The organism is Haematobacter missouriensis, from assembly GCF_000740775.1.
Taxonomy (GTDB): domain Bacteria; phylum Pseudomonadota; class Alphaproteobacteria; order Rhodobacterales; family Rhodobacteraceae; genus Haematobacter; species Haematobacter missouriensis.
The window spans coordinates 25,602-51,118 of the sequence record NZ_JFGS01000029.1 but is presented as its reverse complement, the minus strand read 5'-3'; the positions used below and the strand labels follow the sequence as shown (position 1 = coordinate 51,118).

The 25,517-nt window shown below is 62.6% G+C and carries 28 protein-coding genes and 2 pseudogenes; 25 read left to right on the top strand and 5 right to left on the bottom strand.

Translation table 11 applies throughout. From position 1 onward, the window contains the following. Positions 1-165 precede the first annotated feature (165 nt). Both CG51_RS14990 and CG51_RS14985 read right to left on the bottom strand, forming a co-directional pair. Positions 166-1,179, bottom strand: a complete 1,014-nt coding sequence (locus CG51_RS14990) for a nucleotidyl transferase AbiEii/AbiGii toxin family protein (RefSeq protein WP_035746353.1) — start codon at positions 1,177-1,179, stop codon at positions 166-168. Beyond that, a complete protein-coding gene (locus CG51_RS14985) occupies positions 1,172-1,765 on the bottom strand; it encodes a DUF6088 family protein (protein WP_035746352.1) in 594 nt (197 codons plus the stop codon). Before CG51_RS14985 ends, CG51_RS14990 begins: the two co-directional genes overlap by 8 nt. A 236-nt stretch (positions 1,766-2,001) precedes the next feature. Here CG51_RS14985 and CG51_RS14980 point away from each other — a divergent pair, with 236 nt between their 5' ends. The 11 genes and pseudogenes from CG51_RS14980 (at position 2,002) to CG51_RS14935 (ending at position 15,222) form a co-directional block, all read left to right on the top strand. Then, positions 2,002-2,964 carry an ArdC family protein gene (locus CG51_RS14980; protein ID WP_035746351.1) on the top strand — a complete coding sequence of 321 codons (963 nt, stop codon included), beginning with the start codon at positions 2,002-2,004 and terminating at the stop codon, positions 2,962-2,964. Beyond that, a complete protein-coding gene (locus CG51_RS14975) occupies positions 2,961-3,356 on the top strand; it encodes a DUF2958 domain-containing protein (RefSeq protein WP_035746350.1) in 396 nt (131 codons plus the stop codon). The genes CG51_RS14980 and CG51_RS14975 overlap by 4 nt, the downstream gene beginning before the upstream one ends. Before the next feature lie 124 nt (positions 3,357-3,480). Beyond that, positions 3,481-5,619: a Spo0J and enkurin domain-containing protein gene (locus CG51_RS14970; protein WP_035746364.1), complete on the top strand. Its 2,139-nt coding sequence runs from the start codon at positions 3,481-3,483 to the stop codon at positions 5,617-5,619. Positions 5,620-5,716: 97 nt separating this feature from the next. Continuing rightward, positions 5,717-6,022 (top strand): hypothetical protein, encoded by a 306-nt coding sequence (locus CG51_RS14965; protein WP_035746349.1) that lies wholly within the window; start codon positions 5,717-5,719, stop codon positions 6,020-6,022. 417 nt (positions 6,023-6,439) lie between these two features. Next, positions 6,440-6,604 carry a hypothetical protein gene (locus CG51_RS20180; RefSeq protein WP_010335706.1) on the top strand — a complete coding sequence of 55 codons (165 nt, stop codon included), beginning with the start codon at positions 6,440-6,442 and terminating at the stop codon, positions 6,602-6,604. Positions 6,605-6,802: 198 nt separating this feature from the next. After that, positions 6,803-7,351 (top strand): hypothetical protein, encoded by a 549-nt coding sequence (locus tag CG51_RS14960; RefSeq protein ID WP_035746348.1) that lies wholly within the window; start codon positions 6,803-6,805, stop codon positions 7,349-7,351. 65 nt (positions 7,352-7,416) lie between these two features. Continuing rightward, complete coding sequence (locus CG51_RS14955; protein ID WP_035746347.1) at positions 7,417-7,833, top strand: hypothetical protein; 417 nt, start codon at positions 7,417-7,419, stop codon at positions 7,831-7,833. After that, positions 7,826-8,470: a hypothetical protein gene (locus CG51_RS14950; protein WP_035746346.1), complete on the top strand. Its 645-nt coding sequence runs from the start codon at positions 7,826-7,828 to the stop codon at positions 8,468-8,470. Before CG51_RS14955 ends, CG51_RS14950 begins: the two co-directional genes overlap by 8 nt. Positions 8,471-8,629: 159 nt before the next feature. Further along, positions 8,630-12,951: pseudogene (locus CG51_RS14945) on the top strand (strawberry notch-like NTP hydrolase domain-containing protein). Continuing rightward, the gene (locus CG51_RS14940) at positions 12,951-13,988 is read left to right on the top strand and encodes a DUF7146 domain-containing protein (RefSeq protein ID WP_035746345.1); all 1,038 of its coding nucleotides are present in this window, start codon (positions 12,951-12,953) and stop codon (positions 13,986-13,988) included. Before CG51_RS14945 ends, CG51_RS14940 begins: the two are co-directional and overlap by 1 nt. Positions 13,989-14,295: 307 nt before the next feature. Next, a complete protein-coding gene (locus tag CG51_RS14935) occupies positions 14,296-15,222 on the top strand; it encodes a DUF2493 domain-containing protein (RefSeq protein ID WP_035746344.1) in 927 nt (308 codons plus the stop codon). A gap of 32 nt (positions 15,223-15,254) precedes the next feature. Here CG51_RS14935 and CG51_RS14930 read toward each other — a convergent pair whose 3' ends face one another. Further along, positions 15,255-15,755 (bottom strand): hypothetical protein, encoded by a 501-nt coding sequence (locus tag CG51_RS14930; protein ID WP_035746343.1) that lies wholly within the window; start codon positions 15,753-15,755, stop codon positions 15,255-15,257. Between the two features lie 229 nt (positions 15,756-15,984). Between CG51_RS14930 and CG51_RS14925 the strand changes: the two genes are divergently transcribed. Together CG51_RS14925 and CG51_RS14920 are read left to right on the top strand one after the other, a co-directional pair. Then, positions 15,985-16,425 carry a hypothetical protein gene (locus CG51_RS14925; RefSeq protein ID WP_009450559.1) on the top strand — a complete coding sequence of 147 codons (441 nt, stop codon included), beginning with the start codon at positions 15,985-15,987 and terminating at the stop codon, positions 16,423-16,425. 566 nt (positions 16,426-16,991) lie between these two features. Next, entirely contained in the window at positions 16,992-17,318 is a 327-nt protein-coding gene (locus tag CG51_RS14920) for a DUF736 domain-containing protein (protein ID WP_009450558.1), read from the top strand. A gap of 94 nt (positions 17,319-17,412) precedes the next feature. On the opposite strand, the gene CG51_RS14915 is transcribed toward CG51_RS14920, so the two are convergent. Next, positions 17,413-18,654, bottom strand: a complete 1,242-nt coding sequence (locus CG51_RS14915; RefSeq protein WP_035746342.1) for a type II toxin-antitoxin system HipA family toxin — start codon at positions 18,652-18,654, stop codon at positions 17,413-17,415. Next, positions 18,632-18,952 (bottom strand): helix-turn-helix domain-containing protein, encoded by a 321-nt coding sequence (locus CG51_RS14910; protein WP_009450556.1) that lies wholly within the window; start codon positions 18,950-18,952, stop codon positions 18,632-18,634. Before CG51_RS14910 ends, CG51_RS14915 begins: the two co-directional genes overlap by 23 nt. Before the next feature lie 318 nt (positions 18,953-19,270). Here CG51_RS14910 and CG51_RS14905 point away from each other — a divergent pair, with 318 nt between their 5' ends. The 12 genes and pseudogenes from CG51_RS14905 to CG51_RS14850 all read left to right on the top strand — a co-directional run bounded on the left by CG51_RS14905 (position 19,271) and on the right by CG51_RS14850 (position 25,394). Further along, entirely contained in the window at positions 19,271-19,537 is a 267-nt protein-coding gene (locus tag CG51_RS14905) for a helix-turn-helix domain-containing protein (RefSeq protein WP_035746341.1), read from the top strand. 60 nt (positions 19,538-19,597) lie between these two features. Beyond that, complete coding sequence (locus CG51_RS14900) at positions 19,598-19,873, top strand: DNA -binding domain-containing protein (RefSeq protein ID WP_035746340.1); 276 nt, start codon at positions 19,598-19,600, stop codon at positions 19,871-19,873. Positions 19,874-20,001: 128 nt separating this feature from the next. Then, positions 20,002-20,139: pseudogene (locus tag CG51_RS21170) on the top strand (transcriptional regulator domain-containing protein); the annotation flags it as partial. A gap of 28 nt (positions 20,140-20,167) precedes the next feature. Then, entirely contained in the window at positions 20,168-20,767 is a 600-nt protein-coding gene (locus CG51_RS14890; RefSeq protein ID WP_229825714.1) for a DUF2285 domain-containing protein, read from the top strand. Positions 20,768-20,903: 136 nt separating this feature from the next. Next, positions 20,904-21,185 (top strand): helix-turn-helix transcriptional regulator, encoded by a 282-nt coding sequence (locus CG51_RS14885; protein WP_035746363.1) that lies wholly within the window; start codon positions 20,904-20,906, stop codon positions 21,183-21,185. A 115-nt stretch (positions 21,186-21,300) separates the two neighbouring features. Continuing rightward, entirely contained in the window at positions 21,301-22,350 is a 1,050-nt protein-coding gene (locus CG51_RS14880; RefSeq protein ID WP_035746362.1) for a replication initiator protein A, read from the top strand. Continuing rightward, positions 22,347-23,000, top strand: a complete 654-nt coding sequence (gene parA, locus CG51_RS14875; protein ID WP_035746336.1) for a ParA family partition ATPase — start codon at positions 22,347-22,349, stop codon at positions 22,998-23,000. The genes CG51_RS14880 and parA overlap by 4 nt, the downstream gene beginning before the upstream one ends. After that, a complete protein-coding gene (locus CG51_RS14870; protein WP_009450548.1) occupies positions 22,997-23,251 on the top strand; it encodes a hypothetical protein in 255 nt (84 codons plus the stop codon). The genes parA and CG51_RS14870 overlap by 4 nt, the downstream gene beginning before the upstream one ends. After that, a complete protein-coding gene (locus tag CG51_RS14865; RefSeq protein ID WP_035746334.1) occupies positions 23,248-23,766 on the top strand; it encodes a DUF2840 domain-containing protein in 519 nt (172 codons plus the stop codon). Before CG51_RS14870 ends, CG51_RS14865 begins: the two co-directional genes overlap by 4 nt. Then, a complete protein-coding gene (locus CG51_RS14860) occupies positions 23,763-24,308 on the top strand; it encodes a S26 family signal peptidase (RefSeq protein WP_035746360.1) in 546 nt (181 codons plus the stop codon). Before CG51_RS14865 ends, CG51_RS14860 begins: the two co-directional genes overlap by 4 nt. Before the next feature lie 35 nt (positions 24,309-24,343). Then, positions 24,344-24,679: a DUF736 domain-containing protein gene (locus CG51_RS14855; RefSeq protein WP_009450545.1), complete on the top strand. Its 336-nt coding sequence runs from the start codon at positions 24,344-24,346 to the stop codon at positions 24,677-24,679. A 4-nt stretch (positions 24,680-24,683) separates the two neighbouring features. Beyond that, complete coding sequence (locus tag CG51_RS14850; protein ID WP_035746332.1) at positions 24,684-25,394, top strand: lytic transglycosylase domain-containing protein; 711 nt, start codon at positions 24,684-24,686, stop codon at positions 25,392-25,394. The last annotated feature ends 123 nt before the right edge of the window (positions 25,395-25,517 follow it).

Below are 25,517 nucleotides of genomic sequence, written 5' to 3'. Positions count from 1 at the left end.
CCTGGCCGGATAACCTCGGAATCTGCAAGCCAAACGAGCCATCGCCAATCCTCGTCTGGATCAAGCTGAAAAGGCCCGCCCACAGGCGCTCGTCAATGACATCGATTGTTGCAGGACGTGCCCCGTACTCACGATCCGTAAAATAGGTCGTCACCTTTTTCCCCCTCACTTCACAGAGCGGTTCACCCGATCGGCAATGCCTGCGCATCGCTCGATCAGAACCTCGAACGACTCCGCGTCCTCAAGCAATAACCCGTCCTCAATCATTTGCGCATAATCGGAGGCGAGTGCCGTGCGCGCTTCGCCGCCCGGCACGAGCTGCAACAATCCATTTACAGCAGCCTCATAGTCGACGGACGCGCCATCAGCCGCCTTCTCGGCGAAAAACATACTCTGTCTGGCCACTGCTTGGGCAAGATCTCGATCCGCCGATGCTGCTGCCGCAATCCCGGAACCATCCAAACGGACAATGTCATGCCAATGGCGTGCAAAGCGCTCCCCGCGAAGCCGCTCCTGTAAGCAGAAGACATGGATCGCGGTCGCTTTCTCCCAGAACGTTCGCTCGGCATGCATCACCCGCGGTGTCGCTGTCGGAAATGTCACACCGTCAACCAGACCGGCTGCATCGCAGATCACATCGCGCAGGCTGGCCGGTTCGCCCGTCGAGCGAGCTCCGAATTCCAACATGACGCTGGGCGCGACATAACCGGAACCGGCGGAGGTCGCCTCATAGTCGATGAAGAGCTTTTCACCCTCGACCCGCGTCACAGCCGAAACACCCTGCGCGCCAATGACGTCGGCGATCAATGGCTGCACTGTAGCTGAAATCCATTCCGGCAGCCGGTGGCGCACTGCTTTGGACCAGCGCCTTTCTTCGCTACGTGTTGTCGGCAGGCCCTCACCATTATCGCCGACCAGATCAGGCGCTATTGCCCGGATGTCATAGGTCAGATCGACATCTTCCGAGAAGCGCTGGATGATGCCATAGGCCTTTGAAAGCGAGGTTCCACCCTTGAAGGCAAGATGGTCGCCGAAGGCAGAACCGAAAATTGTCTGAAGCGCCCAGACGACCCAGACATCCTTTTCAAGCAGATGGGCGGGCCGTCCCGAGCGATCGGCGGCTACGCCCAATGCGTCGCGACGATCCTGGGCTGTCAAAGACAAAAAGGGCTCAGCCATGAGCAGCCTTGCTGACGCTTCGAGCCAGCCATGTCGGAAACTGAGGTGCAGCCGTCACCAATTCGCCAAACGCTGTTGGGGGCAATTTTCCTTTCAGGGTCTTAAGCGCCGTTTCTGCCTTCTCAGGGCCGAGCCAGGCCAAAGCGCGAACCGCTTGTCCTGCCGGTCGATCGGCCAGAGCGAGCTGCCAGCGCGGTGCATGCCGCAACTCCACAAGCTGCTTGCCCAGGGTCATGGTGCGGCTACGACCTGATGTCAGATAGACGGAGCGAACCGGGACCTGCGTCGTCAGCCCGAGCGCGTTTGCCGCAGCCGCGCCATTCGGTACGATAATCTCACCTCGTTGTGCCGCCAGAGCCTCGACCGCCTGCTCTATCGAAGGAGCGCGCGTGCCAAACCGACTCTTGATGGGGTGCAGATAAACGCCTCGTCCGGCGCGGATCAGTTGTCCGCGTACGGCAAGACGCGACAAGGCTTGATCCACCCCCGCGCGGTTGCCGAGATGGAGCAGGCTCTTCGCGGCCAGCGGCGTTCCTTCCGGAAGTCGCTCGGCATAGGCCAGTATCTGTTCGGTCAAATGTTGCACAGCAAAACTCCTGTCAGAAAGATAGGCAGTTTTCTGACAGTTTTCAATATGGAGTGTCCGACAAGGGAAACCTTGAGGGGAAAGCCTTCCCCTGCGGACGAGCCAATGTCTCGGCCGACCCCTTCTGCGGGGAGACCCCGCAACGCCCCCTTCAGAGTGAGAGTGCGGACGGATTTTCCGTGACGGGTTGATGGCTGGAGGAGAGGCTTCCGGCGCCCGTCGCGGAGATCATCCCGATGGCCAGACAGGGTCGTAACCTCGCGGAAGGTGGCGCGCGCAGCAACCTTTACGACGACATCACCAACAAGATCATCGCCGAGCTGGAGCAAGGGCGGTTGCCATGGGTCCAGCCTTGGGGTGCGTCGCCTGATACCGCCCCGCTGGGCCTGCCGAGAAATGCTTCAACCGGCCGGTCCTATTCCGGTATTAATATTCTGATCCTTTGGGGCGCTGTCATCCAGCACGGCTTCCCCGGTCAGGCGTGGCTGACTTTCCGCCAGGCCCTTTCGCTTGGCGGCAATGTCAGAAAGGGCGAACGTGGCACCACCGTCGTTTATGCAGATCGTTTCACCCCCGAGGACGAGAAACGCCGTGCCCGCGAGACGGGTGAAGATGCGCATGCCATACCGTTTCTGAAGCGGTTCACAGTCTTCAATGCCGCACAATGCGATGGTCTGCCCGATGACATCACGGCAGTCGCGCCGCCACCGCCGCCGGGCCTGATCGAACCTCGGGTCGAGGCGCTGATCCATGCCACCGGCATCGACTTCCGCATTGGCGGCGATCGCGCCTTCTACATGCCCTCGCTCGACTATGTGCAGGTGCCGCCTCCGCAAGCCTATTTCGAGCCGATCAACTGGCACAGAACGGCCCTGCACGAGCTGGGTCACGCCAGCGGCCATCATAGCCGTCTCAACCGCGATCTGACCGGCTCGTTCGGCTCGAAGAAATACGCCTTCGAGGAAATGATTGCCGAGCAAACCGCGGCTTTCAGCTGCGCCGCGCTCGGGATCGTGCCGACCGTCCGCCATGCCGATTACATCGGGTCGTGGCTGGAAGTCATGCGCGAGGATTCCCGCGCCATTGTCCGCGCGGCCTCGCAGGCCAGCAAGGCGGCGGACTGGTTGCTGTCGCATCTCCCTGCCGAGGACACCGGGGAGTCGGATGCGAGCGTAACCGACCGGAGGGCTGCGGCATGATCCTTCTGACCGGCGCACAGCGCGACCGCCTGTTGGCGAATGGACGCCAGCGCGATCAGGATCACATCCCGGTCGTGAAGTTCTTCAACCCCCTCGGCGAGGGCGTCTGGCTTGCCACCGAACTGGATGAGGATGGCGACATCATGTTCGGTCTGGCCGATCTCGGCTATCCCGAACTGGGGTCGTGGAGCCTGAGCGAGATTCAGTCAGTCCGGCTGCCCTTCGGCATGGAGATCGAGCGCGATCTGCTGTTCACCGGCGATTTCCCGATCTCGGTCTGGGCCGAGGCCGCCCGCGAGACCGGCAGCATCCGCGCCGCTGAACGTCTGCTCTACCGCGTCGGTGCGAGCTTTTCCCGTACATCCGCCGATACAGAAAACCGGAGTGCCTGATTTCCGGGTTTCAGGTTCTGCGGCTGGCGTCGCTCTCTTCAGAGGAAGAGGGCGGCGCTTCGCTTCGTGACGGGCTGATAGCCGGAGAGAGAGGCTCCCCGGCGTCCGTCATGGAGTAACTATGATGGCTACTGCCGCTCAGAAGATCACCCTGTCGTCCTCGCGCGATATTCCCTTCAACAAGCTGGTGCTTTCCCAGTCCAACGTCCGGCGCGTCAAGGCCGGGATCTCGGTCGAGGAGTTGGCCGAGTCCATCGCCCGTCGCGGCCTGATCCAGTCCCTGCATGTCCGCCCGGTGGTGGATGCCGAGGGCAAGGAAACCGGCATTTTTGAGGTGCCCGCCGGCGGTCGCCGCTTCCGGGCGCTGGAACTGCTGGTCAAGCAGAAGCGCCTCGCCAAGATCGCGCCGGTCCCCTGCGTGGTGTCGAAAGCCAGCGCCGATGTGCTGATCGACGAGATGTCGCTTGCCGAGAATATCGAACGCGCGCCGCTGCATCCGCTGGACCAGTTCCGCGCCTTCCAGGCCATGCGCGACAAGGGCATGTCCGAGGAAGCCATCGCCGCCGCCTTCTTCCTGGATGCCAAGGTGGTGAAACAGCGCCTGCGGCTCATTTCTGTCTCACCCGCGTTGCTCGAAATCTATGCCGAGGACGGCATGACGCTCGAACAACTCATGGCTTTCAGCGTCAGTTCTGACCATGCCCGTCAGGAGCAGGTCTGGGAGGCGATCAAGGATGGCTGGCAGAAAGAACCCTACCACATCCGGCGCCTACTGACCGAAACCACGGTGCGCGCCGCCGATAAGCGGGCGCTCTACGTCGGCATCGATGCCTATGAGGACGCTGGCGGCTGTGTGCTGCGCGATCTTTTCCAGCAGGACGATGGCGGTTGGCTCCAGGATCCGGTGCTGCTGGACCGGTTGGTCGGCGAAAAGCTGAAGGCCGAGGCCGAAACCATCGCCGCCGAGGGATGGAAATGGATCGAGGTCGCCATCACCTTTCCCTATGGTCACGACCATGGCCTTCGCCAGATTGTCGGCACCACGGTCGATTTGAGCGAAGAGGAGCGCGCCACCCGCGAGGCATTGCGCGACGAATATGACCGCCTTGAAGCCGAATATGGCGAGGCCGACGAACTGCCTGACGAGATCGACGCCCGCCTCGGTGAGATCGAACAGGCGCTGGAAACCTTCGAGCGCCGTCCGATGACCTTCGAGCCGGACCAGATCGGCATGGCGGGTGTCTTCATCAGCATCGACGCCGATGGCGCATTGCTGATCGAACGCGGCTATGTTCGCGCCGAGGACGAAACGCCTGCGGAACCGGAGGCCGAGATCGTTGACCCGGAAACTGGCGAGGTGATCCAGCGCGCCGAACCGGAGGCGAGCCGCATGCATGCGGTTATCACGCTGGGCGGCCAGCCGGTCGAAACCGAGGAGGAAGACGAGGCCGACACCATCAAGCCGCTGCCCGATCGTCTGGTCAGCGAGCTGACCGCGCATCGCACATTGGCGCTGCGGGATGCGGTGGCGGTGAACCCGCATGTCGCCATGACGGCACTGCTGCACCGGCTGGTCATGGATCGCTTCATGCCTCATTCCAGCAAGGGCTGCCTGGAAGCGCAGGTCCGAAAAGTGGATCTGCCCACACAGGCCGAAGATCTGCGCGATAGCGCCTCAGCCAAGGCCATTGCAGACCGGCACGAACGCTGGGGCGATCATGTCCCGGCAGACGATGCCGCCCTCTGGGATTGGCTGACCGATCTAGATGATGGGTCGCGCATGGATCTGCTCGCCCATTGCGTCAGCTACGGTGTCAACGCGCTCTATGAAAAACCCAACCCCTATAGCGGCGCGGGCGTCAGCCAGCATGGGCTGGACATCCGCCTGTCGCAGGCTGACCGGCTGGCCCGTTCGACCGGCCTCGACATGGTGGCCATGGGCTGGCGGCCGACGGTTCGCAATTATCTCGGCCGCGTGACCAAGCCGCGTATCCTTGAGGCCGTGCGCGAAGGGGCCAGCGACCGGGCCGCCGATCTGATCGGACACCTCAAGAAGGGCGACATGGCCAAGGAAGCCGAACGCCTGCTGGCCGATACCGGTTGGCTGCCTGAGCCGCTGCGCATGGTGGACGAAGGTATCGAAGTCGATCCGGCATCGGGCGTTGCGGCGGAAGCCGACGATCTGCCCGATTTCCTCTCCGGCGATGGCGAGGACGACCCGGCTGACGACGAGGAAGAACAGCATATGGTCGCTGCTGAATAGCACGCATGCGGGGCGGCCTCGGTCGCCCCGTTTATCACCCTCCGTTTCCGCAACTCGCCTGGTCCTCGTGATCGGGCTTTTTCTTTGGAGAGCCGCCATGGCTGCCAGCATCAGCATTGACGAAATCTTTGCGCAGGATCGGGAGAACCGTCCGATGGAGCGCACGCTGCCCTGGGAGGAAACCCGCGACGGCATCACCGTTGTCGTGGAACCAAAACCCCATTGGGCCGAAGACATGCGCGTGTTCCGCCTCGATGCACGTGAATATTGCCGCTACGCCGAATGGACCGCCCATGGCGGCCGTACGCGGTTCTATGGTCATATCGACACATCGGGCGACGATCTGATGATGAAAGCACGCGCGATGATCGCCCGAGAAATTGCCGATGGGCTTTGGAGCTGAAGACCCGATCACAGGGTATCGGGCCGTGAGGATGGGAGGTCTGCACCGGACGGGGCCATTCCGGCTTCACCATGCAATCCGCCGTCTCCTTCAGGACAAGCGGCAGCCATCTCTGGCCTGAAGGGAACACAATCCTGATGCCAGCATGGTGGCAAGGCTGGCGCGGCAGAGCATCTGCGACGGGTATCCGGCATCCAGTCGGATACGAAAAACCACCCCCGCTTCCATTCGCGAACCTTGGTCCGATCCGTCTCTTTGACATTCAACCCCAAAGGGGTCGGCTTACGCGCGCGTGCCGCCCTCGGGGATTCGGAAAAAGTCCGAACGCCCTCAGGTGATTGCAGATCCGGTCAGACACTTCGGGCGCCTGTCGCGCGGGGGATGGTCCCCCGCCTCCTAAGACAGGAGCCGGAACCCATGTCCTATGCAGATGCCACTGCCTTCGCCGCCAGCCTCGCCACCACGCTGATGGTTTCGATCGTTGTGTTCCAGGCCGGAGACGGCACCCACGCCGCTTGCCCTGCCGCCGAGTTCGACGGCGACGACGACATGGTGAAGCTGGAACTGGACCCGTGGGAATAAGGCGCGAAAGCGTCTCACCCCCGACGGCCCGAACGCGGCAGCCCGCGCTTCGGGCCTCCAGCCTTGCGATGATCCCCATCGCCGACAGCGGAACCGGGGGCGCGCGCCGGTCAGAGAGGAAGAGTGCGGGCCGTTCGGCCGTGACGGGTTGATGGCTGGAGAGAGAGGCTCACCGGCGCCCGTCATGGAGTGAGCCCGATGACCTTTGCCCGTTCCGAAACCTTCCGTTCCATCGGTCATATTCTGGCTGTCGATGTTCTGCCCGCGCTTTATCGGTCGCAGAAGCTGCCGCTGCGCATCTCGTGCCTCGGCGTCGCCAGCTATGACGCCAGTGACGTGGCGAACAGTTTCGACCGCATGATCCCGCTTGGCGAATGCCCGTCACCGGAAGAGGCCATCCTGGCCGCAGCCTTGCGCCTGTCGCGCGGTGATATTTGCACGGGGCCGGACGGCTTCCCGTATTTTCAGCCGCGCATCATGCTCATTCAGGACCAAGATCAACGTCTGGTCCTCGCTGGCGAAATCCGCGCCGGCATTATTCTCTGGCAACAGCCAGTCGCATCCGATGCCGAGGCACGCAGGATGGTGACCGAGGCCAGCCGCCTGCGCGGTATGGCGTTCCGGGCCTTGGACCCCGGTGATGCGAGACGGCTGCGTTACCGTGCCGCTGCGCTGGAGGCCCGGTTGGTCGATCCCTTCTGGCGCGAAACCTCGGCCGATCTGCTCCGCCTGCCGCAGGACGCCTGAGCTTTACCCATTTCATCCCATTCGGCTCGGCCATACGCCGGGCCATGTCATGTCCGGAGACCGTCATGGCCGATTATTACACGCACTTTTCCTGCCTGCTTGACGTGGGCACCCCCGAAAACGCCGCCCGTGCGCTCGAACTCTACAACGCGCTGGCGGATGATAATGCCACTGAGGCCCCACCATCGGACGGGTTCCTGCTGTCGATCCAACCCGAGCACGGCGGCACACAACTATGGATGCGCGATGACGTCACCGGCGATCCCGAGCATGTCGTTCAGTTTGTCAAACGCTGCGCTGCCGAGTTTGGCCTGAGCGGATTATGGGGTTTCCAGTACGCAAACAGCTGCTCGAAACCGCGTATCGACGGATTTGGTGGCGGCGCGCATGTCCTCGATCTCGCCACCGGCGAAACGGTGGACTGGATCTATACCGATGGCTGGCTTTCCACCGTGCTGGAGGGAGGCGATCCCTATGCCTGAGATCATCGAAACCACCGTCTATCGCTTGGACGAATTGTCCGAAGCGGCGAAGGACAAGGCGCGTGCTTGGTACCGCGAAGGCGGATTCGACTATGACTGGTACGATGCCGTCTATGAGGATTTCCAGCGCATCGCGGAAATCCTCGGGCTGAACCTCAAGACCCGCACCGTCCGATTGATGGGCGGCGGCACCCGGCAGGAACCCTGCATCTGGTTCCGCGGCTTCTGTTCACAAGGTGACGGTGCGTGCTTTGAATCGTGGTATTCCTACCGCAAACAGGCGCCGCACCTGATCCGAGAATACGCCCCGCAGGACACCGAACTGCACCGCATCGCCGATGCCCTTCAGGCGATCCAGCGCCGCAACTTCTATCAGATTCGCGCAGAGGCCAGCCATCGCGGCCATTATTATCACGAATACTGCATGTCGATCACGGTCGAGCGCGACAGCCCGACCTGGCAGGACATGACCGCTGATGCCGAGGAGTCGGTCATCGAGGCGCTGCGCGATCTGGCCCGCTGGCTCTACCGCCAGCTTGAGCGCGAGTATGATTATCTGTCCTCGGACGAGGCTGTCGATGAAACCATTGCCGCCAATGAATACACCTTCACCGCAGCTGGTCGCCGCTTCGGATGATCCCGAGAAGACACTGACAAGCGCCCCACCGTTCGGTCGGGGCGCTTTTTTTATGCTGCGCTTTGAGAGTCAGAGGCGGGCCGGAAGGGGTTAAGTCCGGGCGGTCGAGAGAGAGCGCTGTTCGGACTCTTCCATTTCTGCTCTCCTGAGGTTTCCGACATGAACATGGTGTTTCCCGTGGCCGATCCGGTCACGCCACTGGCGGCTGCGCCCGCGATTCTGGCTGCGGCTAATCTTTTGGTTCCGTCTCTCGAACGCGGTGAACGCATCGATGCCGCCACCTTGCGCCGTGCTATGGAAACGGCCTTCGGCGCGTCCGATGCCACAGGCGCCTGGGACTGGAAGCTGGCCTATGAGGCGTGCGAAGTCGCTACCGTCCTTTTCTTACGCAAATACGGAAAGGCGCTTTTCCGTAAAGCCGCGTCTCCGGCTGCACGGATTTCCGTGCTGGCAAAAATCGCGGGGCTGTTGCCCACGCAGACCCGGCGTTCCGAGGAAAGCCAGAACTTCCAGCAATTCTCGACGCCGATCCCGCTCGGTCTCGCCGCTCTGACGGCTGCCGCGATTACGCCCGATGACAGGGTGCTGGAACCATCGGCGGGCACCGGCCTTCTGGCGATCCTGGCGCAGACCATCGGTGGCTCGCTGATCCTCAACGAACTGGCCGAGACCCGCGCCGATCTGCTTGCCCAGATCTTTCCGGCTTTTGCCGTCACCCGCTTCGACGCCGCCCAGATCGATGATCATCTGGCTCCGGATGCTGTGCCGTCCGTGGTGCTGATGAACCCGCCATTTTCGGTCATGGCCAATGTCAGCGGGCGTGTCGCGGATGCGGCCTACCGCCATGTTGCCTCGGCGCTGGCCCGCCTTGCTCCCGGCGGCCGCCTCGTGACGATCACCGGCGCTGGCTTTGGCCCCGAAGCTCCGGCATGGCGGGACGCTTTCATCCGCTTGCAGGCCCGTGGCCGAGTGGTGTTCAGCGCCGCCGTCGATGGCGCGGTCTATGCAAAGCACGGAACCACAATCGATACGCGGCTGACCGTGATCGACAAACTGCCCGCCGACGATCCGGCCAGTTTCCCAGCCTCGCCGGGGATCGCGCCTGATGTTGCCACGCTGATCGAATGGATCGAGGCGCATGTCCCGCAGCGTTCGCCGGTATCATTGCCGAAGATCACGGTACCCGCTTCAACTGCCGCGCCGAAGACCGTGCGAGGTTATCTGGCCCGCGCGACAGCTGCGCGGCCTGCCGCGGCTACCGCCAATGATCCCGAGGGCGTCGAACTTGCCTATGACACCGTGGACTGGACGCCACCGGAAGGCACTCGCCTGTCCGATGCGATCTATGAGGAATATGCGCTGCAGTCGCTGCGCATCCCCGGTGCTGAGCCGCATCCGACCAAGCTGGTGCAATCCGCCGCCATGGCCTCGGTCACACCGCCCAAGCCTTCCTATCGGCCGATGCTGCCCGGCGACATCCGCCAGCATCTGTCCGATGCCCAGCTCGAGACGGTGATCTATGCCGGAGAAGCCCATGCCGATCATCTCGCGGATGCCTGGACCGTGGACGAGCATTTCGACAATGTGAGCGCCGCGCCCGAGGATGCTGTCGGATCGATCCGCTTTCGTCGGGGCTTCATGCTCGGTGACGGAACCGGCGCTGGCAAGGGCCGTCAGTCCGCCGCCATCATCCTAGACAATTGGCTGCGCGGACGCCGCAAGGCAGTCTGGATCTCCAAATCCGACAAGCTGATCGAGGACGCACAGCGCGACTGGTCGGCTCTCGGCATGGAGCGTCTGCTTGTGACGCCACTGTCACGCTTCCCGCAAGGCAAGCCGATCACGCTGTCTGAAGGCATCCTTTTTACCACCTACGCCACGCTACGCTCCGACGACAGGGGTGAGAAGGTTTCGCGCGTCAAACAGATCGTCGAATGGTTGGGGGCCGATTTCGATGGGGTCATCATCTTCGACGAGAGCCATTCCATGCAGAACGCCGGAGGCGGAAAGGGAGAACGCGGCGATGTCGCCGCTTCGCAGCAGGGACGCGCGGGGCTAAGGCTCCAGCACGCACTGCCCGACGCCCGCGTGGTCTATGTCTCGGCAACCGGTGCCACCACCGTTCACAATCTCGCTTATGCGCAGCGCCTCGGCCTCTGGGGTGGCGAGGACTTTCCGTTCCAGACCCGCGCCGAGTTCGTCGAAGCAATCGAGGCCGGAGGCGTTGCGGCCATGGAGGTCTTGGCCCGCGACCTGCGATCTCTCGGCCTCTATACCGCCCGCTCACTCTGCTATGATGGCGTCGAATATGAACTGATCGAGCATCAGCTCACGGACGAACAGCGGCATATCTACGACTCATATGCTGCCGCCTTCGCTGTCATTCATGGGAATCTGGACGCGGCCATGGAAGCCGCCAACATCACCGGCAGCGAGGGGACGCTGAACCGGCAGGCGAAGTCTGCTGCCCGTTCGGCGTTCGAGAGCACAAAGCAGCGCTTCTTCGGCCATCTGCTGACCTCCATGAAAACCCCGACCCTGATCCGGTCCATCGATGCCGATCTGGAAGCGGGCCATGCCGCCGTCATCCAGATCGTCTCTACTGGCGAAGCCCTGATGGAACGGCGGCTGTCCGAGATCCCGACCGAGGAATGGAACGATATTTCCGTCGATGTCACGCCGAGGGAATATGTCGGCTCGTATTTGCAGCATTCCTTTCCGGTGCAGCTCTACGAACCGTTCACCGATGGCGAAGGCAACCTCTCATCACGGCCGGTATTCCGTGACGGTCAGCCGGTGATATGCCGCGAAGCCGTAGCCCGGCGAGACGAAATGCTGGAGCAGCTTGGTTCGCTTCCACCCGTTCCGGGGGCGCTCGACCAGATCGTGCAGCGCTTCGGCACGGATATGGTGGCGGAAGTGACAGGCCGCTCGCGTCGCATCGTGCGGAAGGGCGATGGTGCATCGGCGCGTCTGGCGGTCGAAAACCGTGCACCGTCCGCAAATCTGGCGGAAACCTCCGCCTTCATGGATGATCAGAAGCGCATTCTGGTCTTTTCCGATGCCGGTGGTACCGGGCGCAGCTATCACGCCGAACTCTCGGCACGAAACCAGCGGCTGCGTGTGCATTACCTCCTAGAGCCGGGCTGGAAGGCAGATGCCGCCATTCAGGGGCTGGGCCGCACCAATCGCACCAATCAGGCGCAGCCGCCGCTGTTCCGGCCCATCGCCACGGATGTCAAAGCCGAGAAGCGCTTCCTTTCGACCATCGCCCGTCGCCTCGATACGCTGGGCGCCATCACACGCGGCCAGCGCCAGACCGGCGGTCAGGGGCTGTTCCGTCCCGAGGATAATCTGGAATCTGCCTATGCCCGCGATGCGTTGCGCCAGCTCTATCTGCTGATCGTGCGCGGCAAGGTCGAGGCTGCTCGCTCGAACGGTTTGAATCCGCCACTGGCCTGAAGCTGATGGACAGCAATGGTGTGAAGGACGAACTGCCGCCGATCACCACCTTCCTCAACCGCCTGCTGGCGCTGACCATCGAGTTGCAGAGCATCCTGTTCTCGGCCTTCGAACAGCTTCTGCAGGCGCGGATCGACGGGGCCATTGCATCCGGCACCTATGACATGGGGCTGGAAACGCTGAAGGCCGAAAGTTTCATCGTCAAAGACCGGCAGGTCATCCACACCCATCCCGGCACAGGGGCAGAAACCCGGCTTCTGACGCTCACCGAGCGCAAACGCAATCAGCCGGTCACGCTCAATGCAGCCCTAGCGGAACTGGATGATCCACGCGCAAGATTGCTCATCAACGAGCGATCCGGTCGTGCCGCCGTGCAGATCCCGGCCACCAGCGTCATGCTGGATGATGGCGAGATCGAACGGCGCGTGCGGCTGATCCGGCCCATGGAGGCGATGAACATTCCGGTTCGGGCGATGGGCGAGACCCACTGGATCGAGGCCGACCGTGCCGACTTCACCGTGGCCTGGAAGGCAGAACTGGCCGAGGTGCCGGAGTTCACCGACAGCATTCTGCATATGGTGACTGGGCTGCTTCTGCCGATCTGGAAACGGCTGCCGCAGGACTCCTCCCGCGTCTATCGGCTCCTGACCGACGAGGGCGAACGCATCATCGGTCGCCGGGTATCGCCGGCATGGGCCGCCAATGCCTCGGCCAGTGGCGTCACCAGCAGCCTGACACCGGATGCCGCCTATGCCGCGCTGATCGAAGGTCGCACGATCCTCGACCTTGCCGAAGGGCTGCAACTGCGCCGCGTCCGCGTCATGGGGGCCAACCGGATCGAGGTGACAGGGTTCTCGGAAGCGATGCGCGACCGGCTGCGGGCCTATGGCCTCTTCAGCGAGATCATCTCGTGGAAACTGCGCTTCTTCGTGCCCGTCGATGCAACGGGACCGAAGATCACCGGCAAACTGCTTGACCGCTTCCCGGCTCTGCGCATCGGTGAGCGGGAGGCCGCATAATGGCGCGTCTCAACGCTTCCGAACTGGCGCAGCGTCTCGGCCGACAGGCCGAGGCGGTGTGCCGCCACTACCTGTCGAATGGCCGCAAACAGGGCAATTACTGGCAGGTTGGCGATGTCCGAAACACGGCTGGCCGTTCCATGTTCGTCCGGTTGCACGACAGCGTGAAAGGCATTGCCGGTAAATGGCAGGACTCGGCCACGGGTGAATATGGCGATCTGCTGGACGTGATCCGGGATTCGCTCGGTCTGATCGACTTCGCAGACGTTGCCCATGAGGCCTGGCGCTTCCTCAGCCTGCCGCATCCTGAACCGCAGCCACCATCCCGCCCGTCCCGAACGCCAGCACCATCGGGATCATCCGAGGCCGCACGCCGCCTCTGGCGCATGACGCAGCCGCTGATAGGCAGTATCGCAGAAGCGTATTTACGCGGACGCGGCATTACGGATTTACGCCAGACCGCAAATCTGCGCTTCCACCCCAACTGCTACTGGCGGCCCGAGGACGATGGCCCGACCGAAACATGGCCCGCCATGATCGCCGCCGTCACCGACCTCGATGGCAGGATCACCGGCGTGCACCGCACATGGTTGGCCCCCGACGGCTCCGGCAAGGCACCTGTCGATCCGTCAAGGAAGGCAATGGGCGACCTGCTCAGACATGCAGTTCGTTTTGGGGATGCGCAGGATGTCATGGCAGCGGGGGAAGGTATCGAAACCATCCTGTCGCTACGTCAGGCTCTGCCCACCATGCCGATGGTTTCAGCACTCTCGGCCGGACACCTCGCTGCCATCCTGTTCCCGCCGCAACTGCGCAGGCTCTATATCGTCCGCGACAACGATCCGGCAGGTGACAGCGCCCGTGATAGCCTGGTGGGCCGGGCGCACGAGGCCGGGATCGAGGCTATCACGCTCTCAGCCATGATGGGGGACTTCAACGAAGATCTCGCAACTTACGGGCTGGATGCCGTTCGGGCAGAGATCCGGCTGCAAATCGCTCCCGAGGACGTCAGCCGCTTCATGGCTTCAATGGCATAGCCGGTGCAGTGCCGTGATCGGGGCGTTCCGACCCTGTCATGCGCATAGGCTGCATCCTGTCATCAGCAGAGGACCGCGCCTTGGCCTTCTGAGAGGGCGATCGGCCCACAAACGCTCCGGTCAGGCAATGGCGGCGCCCGACTGATTTCCGTCGGCGGGCAAGCCCGCCTTTACAGCGCGAAACAAATCAGCCGGGCTTTGCCATCAAGGCACTCGCCAGAGGCTCGCGCTGCCAGACCGGAGCGCCCGTGAGCTTTCGTCGCCATGAAGGCCGCGACGGTCGCGGTCCAACTGACGGAAGCATCCCATGTCCGCGCACGACGATTTCGAACCCGATCACAGCACGTCCCCGACCGGCCATGCCATCGAAGAACTCGAACTCTACGGCTACCGCCCCTCGGAAGACGAGACCGATCCCCGGATCACACCCGAAGATCATGTCATCCAGGGCGCAGTCTCCGACATCTTCGACGCCCTGATTTCCACCATGGCCGACACCAGCCTCGATTTCGACCTCGACGAGATCCTCTGGTCCACCGTCAACACCTTCCACCGCGCTGTCGAGCGGATCGAGACCAAACTCGACGATAACGAGCAGGCACAGAAGCGCCTTCAGCGCGAGCAGGACGGCAGCGAGGTCAAATCTGTCCAGCTCGAAACCCTGATCGGCGCGGGACAAAGCCTGATCGAGCGCCGCGACAGCATGGAAACCTTCTGCGATACCGCCGCCGACGTCTATCTGCGCACCACCGGAACGCCCTGGTCGCAACGCTCCGGCTCACGGGTCAACCATCGCCAGATGACCTCGGCCATGATCGACAGCCGCGACTTCATCGCCGCAAAACGCCGGGCCGACAACGAGGTGCTGCTGCCCGCCGGACCGAAAATCGCTTTCTCGGGCGGTGACACCACCGATCACCGGACGATCTGGGCCAAGCTCGATCAGGTCCACGCCAAGCACCCGGACATGGTGCTGATGCATGGCGGATCGCCCAAGGGCGCGGAACGCATCGCGGCCACATGGGCTAATAACCGCAAGGTCGCACAGGTCGCCTTCAAACCTGACTGGGCGAAACATGCCAAGGCAGCACCGTTCAAGCGCAACGACCAGATGCTCGACATCATGCCGATCGGGGTCATCATCTTCCCCGGCACCGGCATTCAGGACAACCTTGCCGACAAGGCCCGCAAGATGGGCATCCCAGTCTATCGCTTCGGGACCGGCAGCGCGTGAGCGCTGCCGGTTCGGCATAACGCCATTGCGCACTACTGCAAGAGCGCCAGGTCCTCCCAGCGAATCCGGAGATAACGGCCTGAGCGCTTTGGCAATTGCTTGCGGCTGACCATTCGCCCGGAGACCTGGAACTCCGCATTTATTTTGACCACGAGCAACTTGTTGAAATGCCTCGATGTATCCACCATCACTACGTCCTTGGTCTTGAAAGGTGTGATGGTTTTGATTTCGACATGATCGTTTTCGAGCCTGCCGTCCGAACCCTGCGCGTAGGTCTTGTTCAACTTGATGCCGTAGGTGATGGCACCGAACAGCTCACCGATGTCGCCATACACGGACAAATGCAGGCCCGTCTCCAGATGGTAGCTCTCAGCGAGTGAGATCAGGTCCTCAAAATACGGGATCATTGATCGGATGGCGTTTGGATACTTCGCTTCCCATTCCTTGTGGCGAAGCTGTTCGTCAATGTCTGACCAGCTTACCCATTCGCCATCGTCGTAAAATGCCCCATCTGACCAATCGACTTCTGCCATAAAGTTTAACCCGCATCCTTCCGCCCAACGATATGGTCATCGTAGAGGTGCAGCAGATACTGGTCCACCAGACGCATAAGGTTTCTCATTCAACCTGCTAGTTTTCGGACAGGCCTGGCCTCGAAAGCCATCGCTTCTCGCGCGGTGAGAGGAATGCTGCTATGCTGTGATTGCGCCATGGTGGTGGTGGAAGGCGCAGCCGTCCGACCTTTTGCACGGAGTCACCACCATGATCGTTCTCGGAATTATTGTTTCCATTGCAGCCATCGGGACCATGTGCTGGCTGCTGTTCAATCTCGCCGTTTTTGCCCTGCCGTTCTTTATCGGCCTGAACGCAGGCATATGGGCCTATGGCACGGGCGCTGGCTGGCTTGGCGGCATCCTCATCGGTCTTATCGCTGCGGGTCTGACAGTGGCGGTCGGTCAGGGCCTGCTCATGCTGGTTCGTCCGATCTGGGCACGGCTGCTGATCGCTTTGACCTTCGTTGCCCCGGCGGGCGTGGCAGGGTTTTACGCTACGCTCGGGATCGTCAAACACATGATGCCGTCCGAGACGTGGCAGATCATCTTTTCGGTAGTCGGTGCGGTCGCGGTGGGCGTGACGGCGTTCCTGCGCGTTGCAGGCATGGCGGCAACCGGCCCTGCGGACGGGAACCTTGCACGCACCTGAACTGGAGTGACCCGTAGAGGCAGTACTAGAAGCGGATACGGATCATCTGCCGTCTTCGTCAGGAGGCGGGTGGGTAGATAGCGTGTGGATCCCAGGGCAGCGTGAGGCACAGGCACGGTCCATAGGAGCGCAGGACGGTCAGTGCCAGCATTCGAGGACTGACCGAAAACCGGTTGGGGCAATGCCGATAGCACAGGCCGGAGAAAAGGATGTGCACGACCTGAAACGCGGGGGACCAGACAAGCCGGTGCGCCGGTCTGGTCATCCTGATGGAGCCTCGAGGTTGCCACCGTCCCCGTTCACCCCCGTGTCTCGACCGCTCCAAACGGCCTCTTCAATGGCCTGATCTGGCCGAAGAACAGCGCGATGCGCTTCGACCGCTTTAGCGCAACAGCGTCGTCACAACTTTCTTCCCCTGCCGGCAAAGCCGCCATTCCGCGCGGAACAAGAAAGTTCCTCCTGTGCTGTCCAGCCCCTTTGGGGTGCGCCAGCGTTCGTCTCCGGCCGGTCGATCGCCATAGAGGCCGCAATGGTGCGGGCTCGGAAACGGAAAGCGGAGACTTAAAATGGCAACCATCGGCACCTTCAAGAAGACCGGCTCGAACGAATTCACCGGCGAAATCGTCACCCTCAGCGTCCAGGCCAAGGGCGTGCGCATCATCCCCGACCTGCGCGCCACCGGCGAGAATGCCCCCAGCCACCGCGTTCTGGTCGGTCGCGCTGAAATCGGCGCCGCCTGGTCCAAGCGCTCCAACGAGGGCCGCGACTATCTGGGCCTCAAGCTGGACGATCCAAGCTTCAACGCTCCGATCTACGCCAACCTCTTCGACGAAGAAGACGGCGAAACCTTCTCCCTCATCTGGTCCCGCCCCAACGGTCGCCGCGGCGACTGAGGCGCGGAACAAAGGCTCCGACCGCAAGGTCGGGGCCTTTCCCGTGCCCGCGGGAAAGCCGCCAGGCCCGGTGACCTGACCGGGCTGGAACTGCTCAGCCGGGCAGGATCGGGATCATGGTTTTCACATGGGCGTCGATCCGTTCCAGCACGGGCGGGGGGACCACCTCGCGTTCCGGCAGTGTCCACCATTTCGCATCGATGCGTTTCACCGTCTCGACAACGGCCTTGAGCACGGCAGGCTCGGGAAGCCTTGCCCGATTGGCAAACGTCTTCCAGCGGGCCGGGGCCAGGCCCTTGAAGGCCCGCTCGCCGCCCAGAGACAGCGCCAGCCCATCTGCCGGAATATAGGGAATGGTCGAAAGCATGTCGTAGATCGGTGCAAGAGCGGGCGTGTCGCCGTCGCCCGGATAGATCAGTGACCAGTTCTTGAGGTGCATGTCGCCATTGCCCATGACCACCGAGAAGGTCAGCCGCCGGACAAACTCCAGCGCGGCGAACGGCGAGATTGCCACATTCAGTACAGAGGCGATGTCGTGGGAGGCGGCGCCATCATATTTGCGCGCCGGGTACAGGCCGAAAACCTGCGCGAAATCCTCGATATGGATGCGCTGCCCGTCTGCCCCGCGATCAAAACGCCGCACGAGCAGGACCAGCCCCTCGGCAAGTGTTTCGAACTCTTCGGGAATCCCCTCGAACTGCCCTCGGCTGACCAGTTCCCGCTCGGGCACGTCCATGCCGATGGCTTCGGCAAGCGCGAGGTTCGCGAACTCGTTTTCCGACACACCCGGAAAGGCGGTCGAGGGGAATTTTGCAATATACTTGCCCTCGTCATCCCCGAGCGGCAAGGTCAGCCCCCCGCCTTTGCCCGTGTTCTTCATTACCGAGAGCTTCATCTGCACGCCCGCCAGCGAGAAGCGGGCTTTGGGCCGCCCTTGGGCGGGCGCCGCCCCGATGCCCGGTTGACCGTCACTGGGCAGCACCCGAACGGCACCCGGCAGGTCCGCGCCCAGAGCTGCCAGGAGATCGAAATCATTCCCCGGCCGCACATTGCCCGCATGGTGTCTTTCCATCGCCTCGCGCAGCCGGTCTTCGGGCAGCAGGTTGGCAAAGAAGGGCGGCAGGCTGCCTGCGACAGGTCGCGGATCCTTGCGTAGCCCCCCTGATGCCGCGCGCAGCGACAGGCTCAGAACCGGAATGCCGCCGGTCGCGCGATAGGCCGGATCAAGGCTGAAGGCGTTGAAATCACCCGGCGTCCTGACGATCATGCCAACCTTCGCACTGTTCAGGAACACGTCCAGCGCGGTGATGGTCTCAGCGGTACGGACGGCTGTCATCGTCGCTCTCCGGTTGCGGGCTGAAGGCCGGATGATCATCCTCGGCCTCTGGGCGCAAAAGCGCCTCGATGGCGGGCACCATCGCCTGCGGGACCAGCATCATTTCCAGCCCAAGCGCCCTGGCAATGTTGATCAATGTCGTGGTGCGCGCAGCCGCCGCCCCCGTCTCGATGTCGCGGTAGCGCGGGCGCGAAATGCCCGCAAGATCGGCCACCTGCTCCTGGGTCAACCCCGCTGCAAGACGCGCGCGGCGAAAATGGTCGCCGATCAGCCTCAGTGTTTCTTCTTCCGCCTTCATGTGATGCCTTTACGGATCATTACTGTCGCATTGATCTGAATAGGTATCATATCCAGTGTAGAATGCAACGACAATGATCTCCAAACATATCACGATCATTTCCCGTGGAGCGTTTGGAGATCATCTTGCGCTGGTCGGCGCTACGGCCAGCACAAGCGCTGCAATTGTGACATACAGGCGAATCAGTCGGCTGCATGCTCAGCCGTGCAGATAACGCCCTGGCCAGATTCGACGATTTCGTATGGCGTATCAGGCGAAGGCGACTAAAATAGCCGTAGTTCTGGAATGCGCGCCGGTCGCGATGGGAGGTGATCATGCATGATCACCGCTCGACAGTCGCGGGCCGCACGCGCGTTGCTGGGTTGGACGCAGGAGACGCTCGCTGACAAGGCCCGAATATCGCTGACTGCCCTGAAACGCCTTGAGTCCGAGAACCGGCTCGAGGTGTATGAGACAACGCGGGATCAGGTGCGCCGGGCGCTTGAAGCAGCAGGGATTGTTCTCCTGTCCACGGATCGCGGGCAAGGAGTATTGCTGGTTCATGACCAAGACGAGAAGAGATACCGACAGATCCGTGACGCCTGACCGGCGCCGGCGACATCATCAATCCGCTGCGGCGGCCTATGCTCTGTGGCGACCCGCGACATGACATCTCCGGTTCCTCCCTTCGACGATATTGCACCTGTTAGCGACGAGCTGACCAAATATGATCGCGCGCATATCAAGCTCTATATGCGGCTGCTCGATGCCGCCGGTGATGGGGCGGAATGGACCGAAGCCGTCAATGTGCTGTTCGGAATTGACCCTGTTCGGGAACCTGAACGCGCCCGGCAGGTCCATGACGGCCATCTGGCACGGGCGCGCTGGATGACACAGAGCGGCTATCGTCAGCTGCTGCGTCATCCGACAGATCGGACCTGACCTCGCCGCCGTCGCACCAGTGATGCCTTCAGAGCATCACCCCATGTCTTTGTCCCGGCTTCCATCTCGGTAGAGGCGCCGCAATTCTTTCACGCTCCACCTGTGCAGTTTCAACCAGGACCGGAGCAATGAAGCCGGATACATCCCGCTGGCGAGACCAGAACCAGTATGAATTCTACGATGCGCTGCCCGTTGAGGGTGTCGCCTGGGAATGCCTGCGGCGTAACGCCTCCTACCAGGCCAGTTTCGATGATCTTGTAGCGCAAGGCGCCGGGCATCTTCCCTTTGCGGATGATGTCCAACATCGCTGGGGGTTGCGATTTCCCGGCAGACCCCGGCTTTTCCGCGCTCGACCAACCGGTCATCTGGTCGCCTGTTGCCAATCCGGACATGCTGATGCTCGGGGCAGCGCCCGATTTTCTTCCGCCTTCTCCGTCCGCCTTATCGGTAGATCTTGCTGATGCCATCTGCGGACCAGAGGGGACATATGGTGTCTGCGACGCCAGAGACGGCGTTCAATATCTGATCCTCGCCGACACCGATGCCAATTCGCAGCCGGCGATCATTCTGCCACTTGACGAAAATCTGCCGGATCGGCTCGAAGCCATTCTCAGGCTCTGGCACATGCTGGCCGGGAAACCCGCGCGCCGCGACCCCAGGATGACGCCGTATCAGCGCCGGCGGTTTCGCCTGATGATGCAAGCTGCCGACGGAAACGCCAACCACGCGACCTATCGTGAGATTGCCATCGCCATCTACGGAGAGGCGCGCGTTCGCGCTGAGCCGTGGAAGACATCGGCTTTGCGCGCCTCTGTCATCGCCCTTGTCCGATCTGCCGCCGCGCTGATCGACGGCGGTTATCAGGACCTTTTGCGCCATCGTCGCAAACCCTGACACTGACGTCTGATCGAGGGTGAGGATTCTACCCCTTCGATCTTCCTCATCCCCCATGCCGCCGCGCCTTCGCCACCGTGCGCATGTCATGCCGTTGATCGTCAGCGGCATCCTGCACAACCACGGAGGCCACCCCATGCGACCTGATCTCGCCGCCTTGCCGCCACGCTATCTGCGCACCAAGGAAGCCGCCGATTTCCTCAGTCTGTCCGCGCGCACGCTGGAAAAGCACAGAACCTACGGAACGGGACCTGCCTATCACAAGCTCGGCGGCCGCGTTGTCTATTCGGTCGAGGATCTCGCAGCCTGGGTTGCGCGCGGATCGGTTACCTCCACGTCGGACCCACGCGGACAAGTTCTCCCGGCGAAACCTATGCCGCCGACCGCATTCACCTCGCCCAAGCGCATCACGCGCTGAACACGGCGGTCAGCCCCTGATGGCAGCGCAGCACCCATCCGCCTCGGAACGCGGGCAACTCGATCTGTTTCGGGCGCTTCCCGGGGAATTCGCACCACGAGACGCGCAGGATCTCATGGCCTATCCTTTCTTTTCCCTTTCCAAATCGCACCGTATCCGCCCGATTGACTTTGCCTTGGGCAACGTCTCGATCCGTGTCGAAGCTGTTCCCGATCACGGTATGGCGACGATCTGGGACGCCGATATACTGATCTGGGCGGCCAGCCAGATCGTGGAAGCGCGGGACGCCGGTCTGCGCACGTCGCGCCTGATGGCGGCAACGCCTTATGAAATCCTGACATTCACAGGGCGCGGAACCTCCCTGAGGGACTATCAGCGCCTGAAGGCGGCGCTGGACCGGCTGCAATCGACCACGGTTGCAACCTCGATCCGCCAGCGCGCGAATGGACGGCGACATCGTTTTTCGTGGATCAACGAATGGCACGAGCGGACCGATGCCAATGGCCGTCCGGACGGCATCGAGATGATCGTGCCCGACTGGTTCTACAGTGCGGTTCTGGATGACGCCCTGATCCTCACCATCGACCGGGCCTATTTCAATCTGACCGGCGGGTTGGATCGCTGGCTCTATCGCCTGGTGCGCAAGCATGGTGGGCGACAGAAAAACGGTTGGCGGTTCGACTTCCGTCACCTGCACCAGAAATCGGGCAGTCTGTCGCCGTTCAAGCGCTTCGCCTTCGAGCTGCGCGACATTATCCGCCGCCAGCCACTGCCCGGCTACACCCTGTTCGCCGAGGTCGAAACCGGCGGCCGGATGCTGCTCGCTTTCGAGCCTGTCCCGGCCTGTGGAAAACCTGTGGATAGTCTCGTGCTATCGGGAACCCGGACTATCGTGCCATCAGGAACCGGAGGCTCGTGCTATCGGGAACCCAAACACCTCCTATCCTTCGGTAACAAAAGCGAAAATCGCGCCCTTAACTTAGAGTCTAACACAGAATCTAACTTTGAAGAGCGGCGGCGCGATGTGGAAAAGCTCATCGCGAAGGCTGGTGCGGCCCTCAGATCGGGTGCCCATAAAGGCAAGCTGACACCCCCAAAGCAAGGATCGCCCGCGTCAACAAGCACGCCTGAACTTCCTCTCGGCAAGCCGGGAGGACAGCGATGATCGTCGCTCTCCTCAATCAGAAAGGCGGTGTCGGAAAAACCACGTTGGCGCTGCATCTCGCCGGTGCGTGGGCTGCGGAAGGCAAACGCGTCATCCTGATCGACGCCGATCCGCAAGGCTCCGCACTCGACTGGTCGCAGCGGCGTGGCCATGAAGGGCTGCCAAGGCTGTTCAGTGTCATCGGCCTGGCCCGCGATACGCTGCACCGGGAAGCGCCGGAGCTGGCGCGTGACGCCGACCATGTCGTCATCGATGGTCCGCCCCGTGTCGCTGGTCTGATGCGCTCAGCGCTGCTTGCAGCCGATCTGGTGCTGGTCCCGGTGCAGCCATCTCCTTTCGACGGCTGGGCCTCCGCCGAGATGCTGGCGCTTCTGAACGAAGCACGCATCTATCGTCCTGAACTGGCCGCCCGTTTTCTGCTGAACCGATGCGCTGCGCGCACCGTCATCGCCCGCGAAACGGCTGAGACACTGGCGGACCAAGATCCGCCGTTGCTGGCCACGACCATCGGCCAGCGCGTCGCCTTTGCTGAAGCCGCACAAACTGGGCGACTGGTCTCAGAGACCGATGGCGGCGAACGGGCTGCACAGGAGGTCACAGCGCTGGTGGCCGAGATCGATAGCCTCGGGATCGGGAGGATTGTGCGATGACACGTCCACCCGCCAAATCCGGCTTCGCATCGCGTCCGGGTAATCCCGATAGCTGGGTCAGGGCCGCCGATGCGCCGGCAACCGGAAAGATGGCTGCCGAGGCGTTTACCGCCCGCCTGACCATCGACATCACACCCGAACTGCGCGGGCGCATCAAGGTCGCCGCTTTCCGGCGCGGCGTCACCGTCGCCGTGATGCTGCGCGAGCTGCTGGGCCGCGAGTTTCCACCCACCGAAGGAGACCGGCCATGACCGGCAAAACCGGGCGTGGTGCGCATGAACATCCGCTGGCGGACGGTCCAGCGCCCTTCACCACACTTGTCGAACTGGCCTTCCAGAAGCGGAAGGTTGAGCACTGGATACGCTTCGGCCACAAGAGCTTTGAGCAGATCATCGACCGCCGCCGCAGTCTCGTCGGCTTCGCACCCGAAAGCATCTTCGCCTTCGTCCGCTGGGCCTCCAACGACTACGGCACCATCGTTTCGCGGCTCGACATCCTGCGCGCTGTCGGGCGTGGCGAGCCGTTCCAGACCGTGCCCTTCGTTCGCCCCGGCGGCGAGATCCTGCTGCGGATTGATGGCTGGCCAAAGGTGCAGCAAGCGCTGGCCGCCATCGACGCCGTGGACGCGCTTGGCGTCGATCCTGCGAATGCTGCGCCGGACCATTGGCGGCACGTCCACAACCGCATGATCGCCGGTCAGGACCCCACCCCCTACACGCCGGAACGCCATGCCGCATGGGTCAGCCGCCGGAGGATCGCACCATGAGCCGCCGTCATATCCTCGCCGTGTCCATGTTGGCCGTCGGTACGCTTGTCGCCACGGCCGTTGCCGATCCGCCAACCAGGCTGATCTGGAATGCGACCGCCAGCGCGCCCATCGGCTTCTACACAGTTGTTCCTGCCGATGTGGTCGAAGTTCCTGAACTCGTCGTCATCGCGCCGCCCGAACCGCTGGAGCGGTTCATGGTCGAGCGCGGCTATATCGGGCGGGACGTGCCGCTGCTGAAACGCGTCCTCGGCTTGCCGGGACAGCGCGTCTGCCGCAGCGGTGCGACGATCACCGTCGATAACGTCGAGATGGGCGATGCACTGGAGCGCGACCGGATGGGACGCGATCTGCCGGTCTGGCAGGGCTGCCGCATCATCCGCGACGGCGAACTCTTCCTCATGAATTGGGAAATCCGGGACAGCCTCGACGGCCGTTACTTCGGACCTGTTCCCGCCAGTTCCGTCATCGGCCGGGCGCTTCCGCTCTGGACCGATGAGGAAGGCGATGGCCGCTACGAATGGCGGGCGGTCACGCATTGAACCCACGCCAAACCCACCAACACAGGAGACATACCATGCCACAGATCGGTCAATTTGCGCGTGACGCATCCGGCTTCGCCGGTCAGCTCGTCACGCTCACCATGAAGCGCGATCTCGTCATCGTGCCCGCTGAACATTCCGATGCGGAGAATGCGCCGGACTATCGCGTCCATTACATTGAGCATGACGGTCCCGAGGTCGGTGCTGCATGGAAACGCACCGGCGAAAAGGCTGGCGAATATCTCTCGGTGCTGCTCGACGATCCGGCATTACCGCACCCGATCCGCGCCAACCTGTTCCGCGACGACGATGCAGGCTCGTCATGGTCGCTGCACTGGAGCCGCCCGCGGCCCCGCGAAGATCGCGACTGAGATCATGCGATCCCGCACCTTTCTTCTCTTCACGGCCCTGCTGTCGGCTGGCAGCGGCTCGATGCCGGCCATGGCGCAGGTCACGCTTCAACCTGCGCCTGTCACCGCGCATCCCCATGCTGCGTTCATTGCCGAGGCGTCACAGCGTTTCGGCATTCCAGAGCACTGGATTCGAGCCGTGCTGCGCGTGGAAAGCGCGGGCGATGTGCGCGCAATTTCATCGGCGGGCGCGATGGGACTGATGCAGGTCATGCCCGATACCTGGGCGGGCCTGCGCCGCCGCCATGGTCTCGGGCGCGACCCTTACGATCCGCGCGATAACATCCTCGCAGGCACGGCGTATCTGCGCGAGATGTGGAACCGCTACGGCAATGTTGCGGCCATGCTTGCCGCCTACAATGCCGGTCCCGGTCGCTATGACGAGCATCTGGCGACGGGCCGTGTTTTGCCCGCAGAAACGCGCGCCTATGTCGCCACGCTCGCGCCGCTTCTTGGGCATGCGACTGCGCCCGATGTGCCGACAATCGTGCCGCCACCACCACCGGATTGGCGCGAAGCCCCGCTCTTCGTTGCGCAATCCGGCGGCATTTCAGCGGCGGCCAATCAGCCGTCGGGCGACATCCAGGCAACCGTTTCTCTGCGCGATCCCGCCGTTCAGGAACCGCAGGACAGCGGCATATTCGTGGCCCTTGCGGGCGATGGCGACAAGCCATGAGCATGGCGTTTTCGCGCTCGTTCGGTCCATTTGCGGTGTGCAGTCAGGCTTGGGGGCGCCTGGCAGCATTCCCGGCAGGAAGGGCAAAAAGGGAAGGAAAGGCGGAGGGCAAGATAAAGGAAA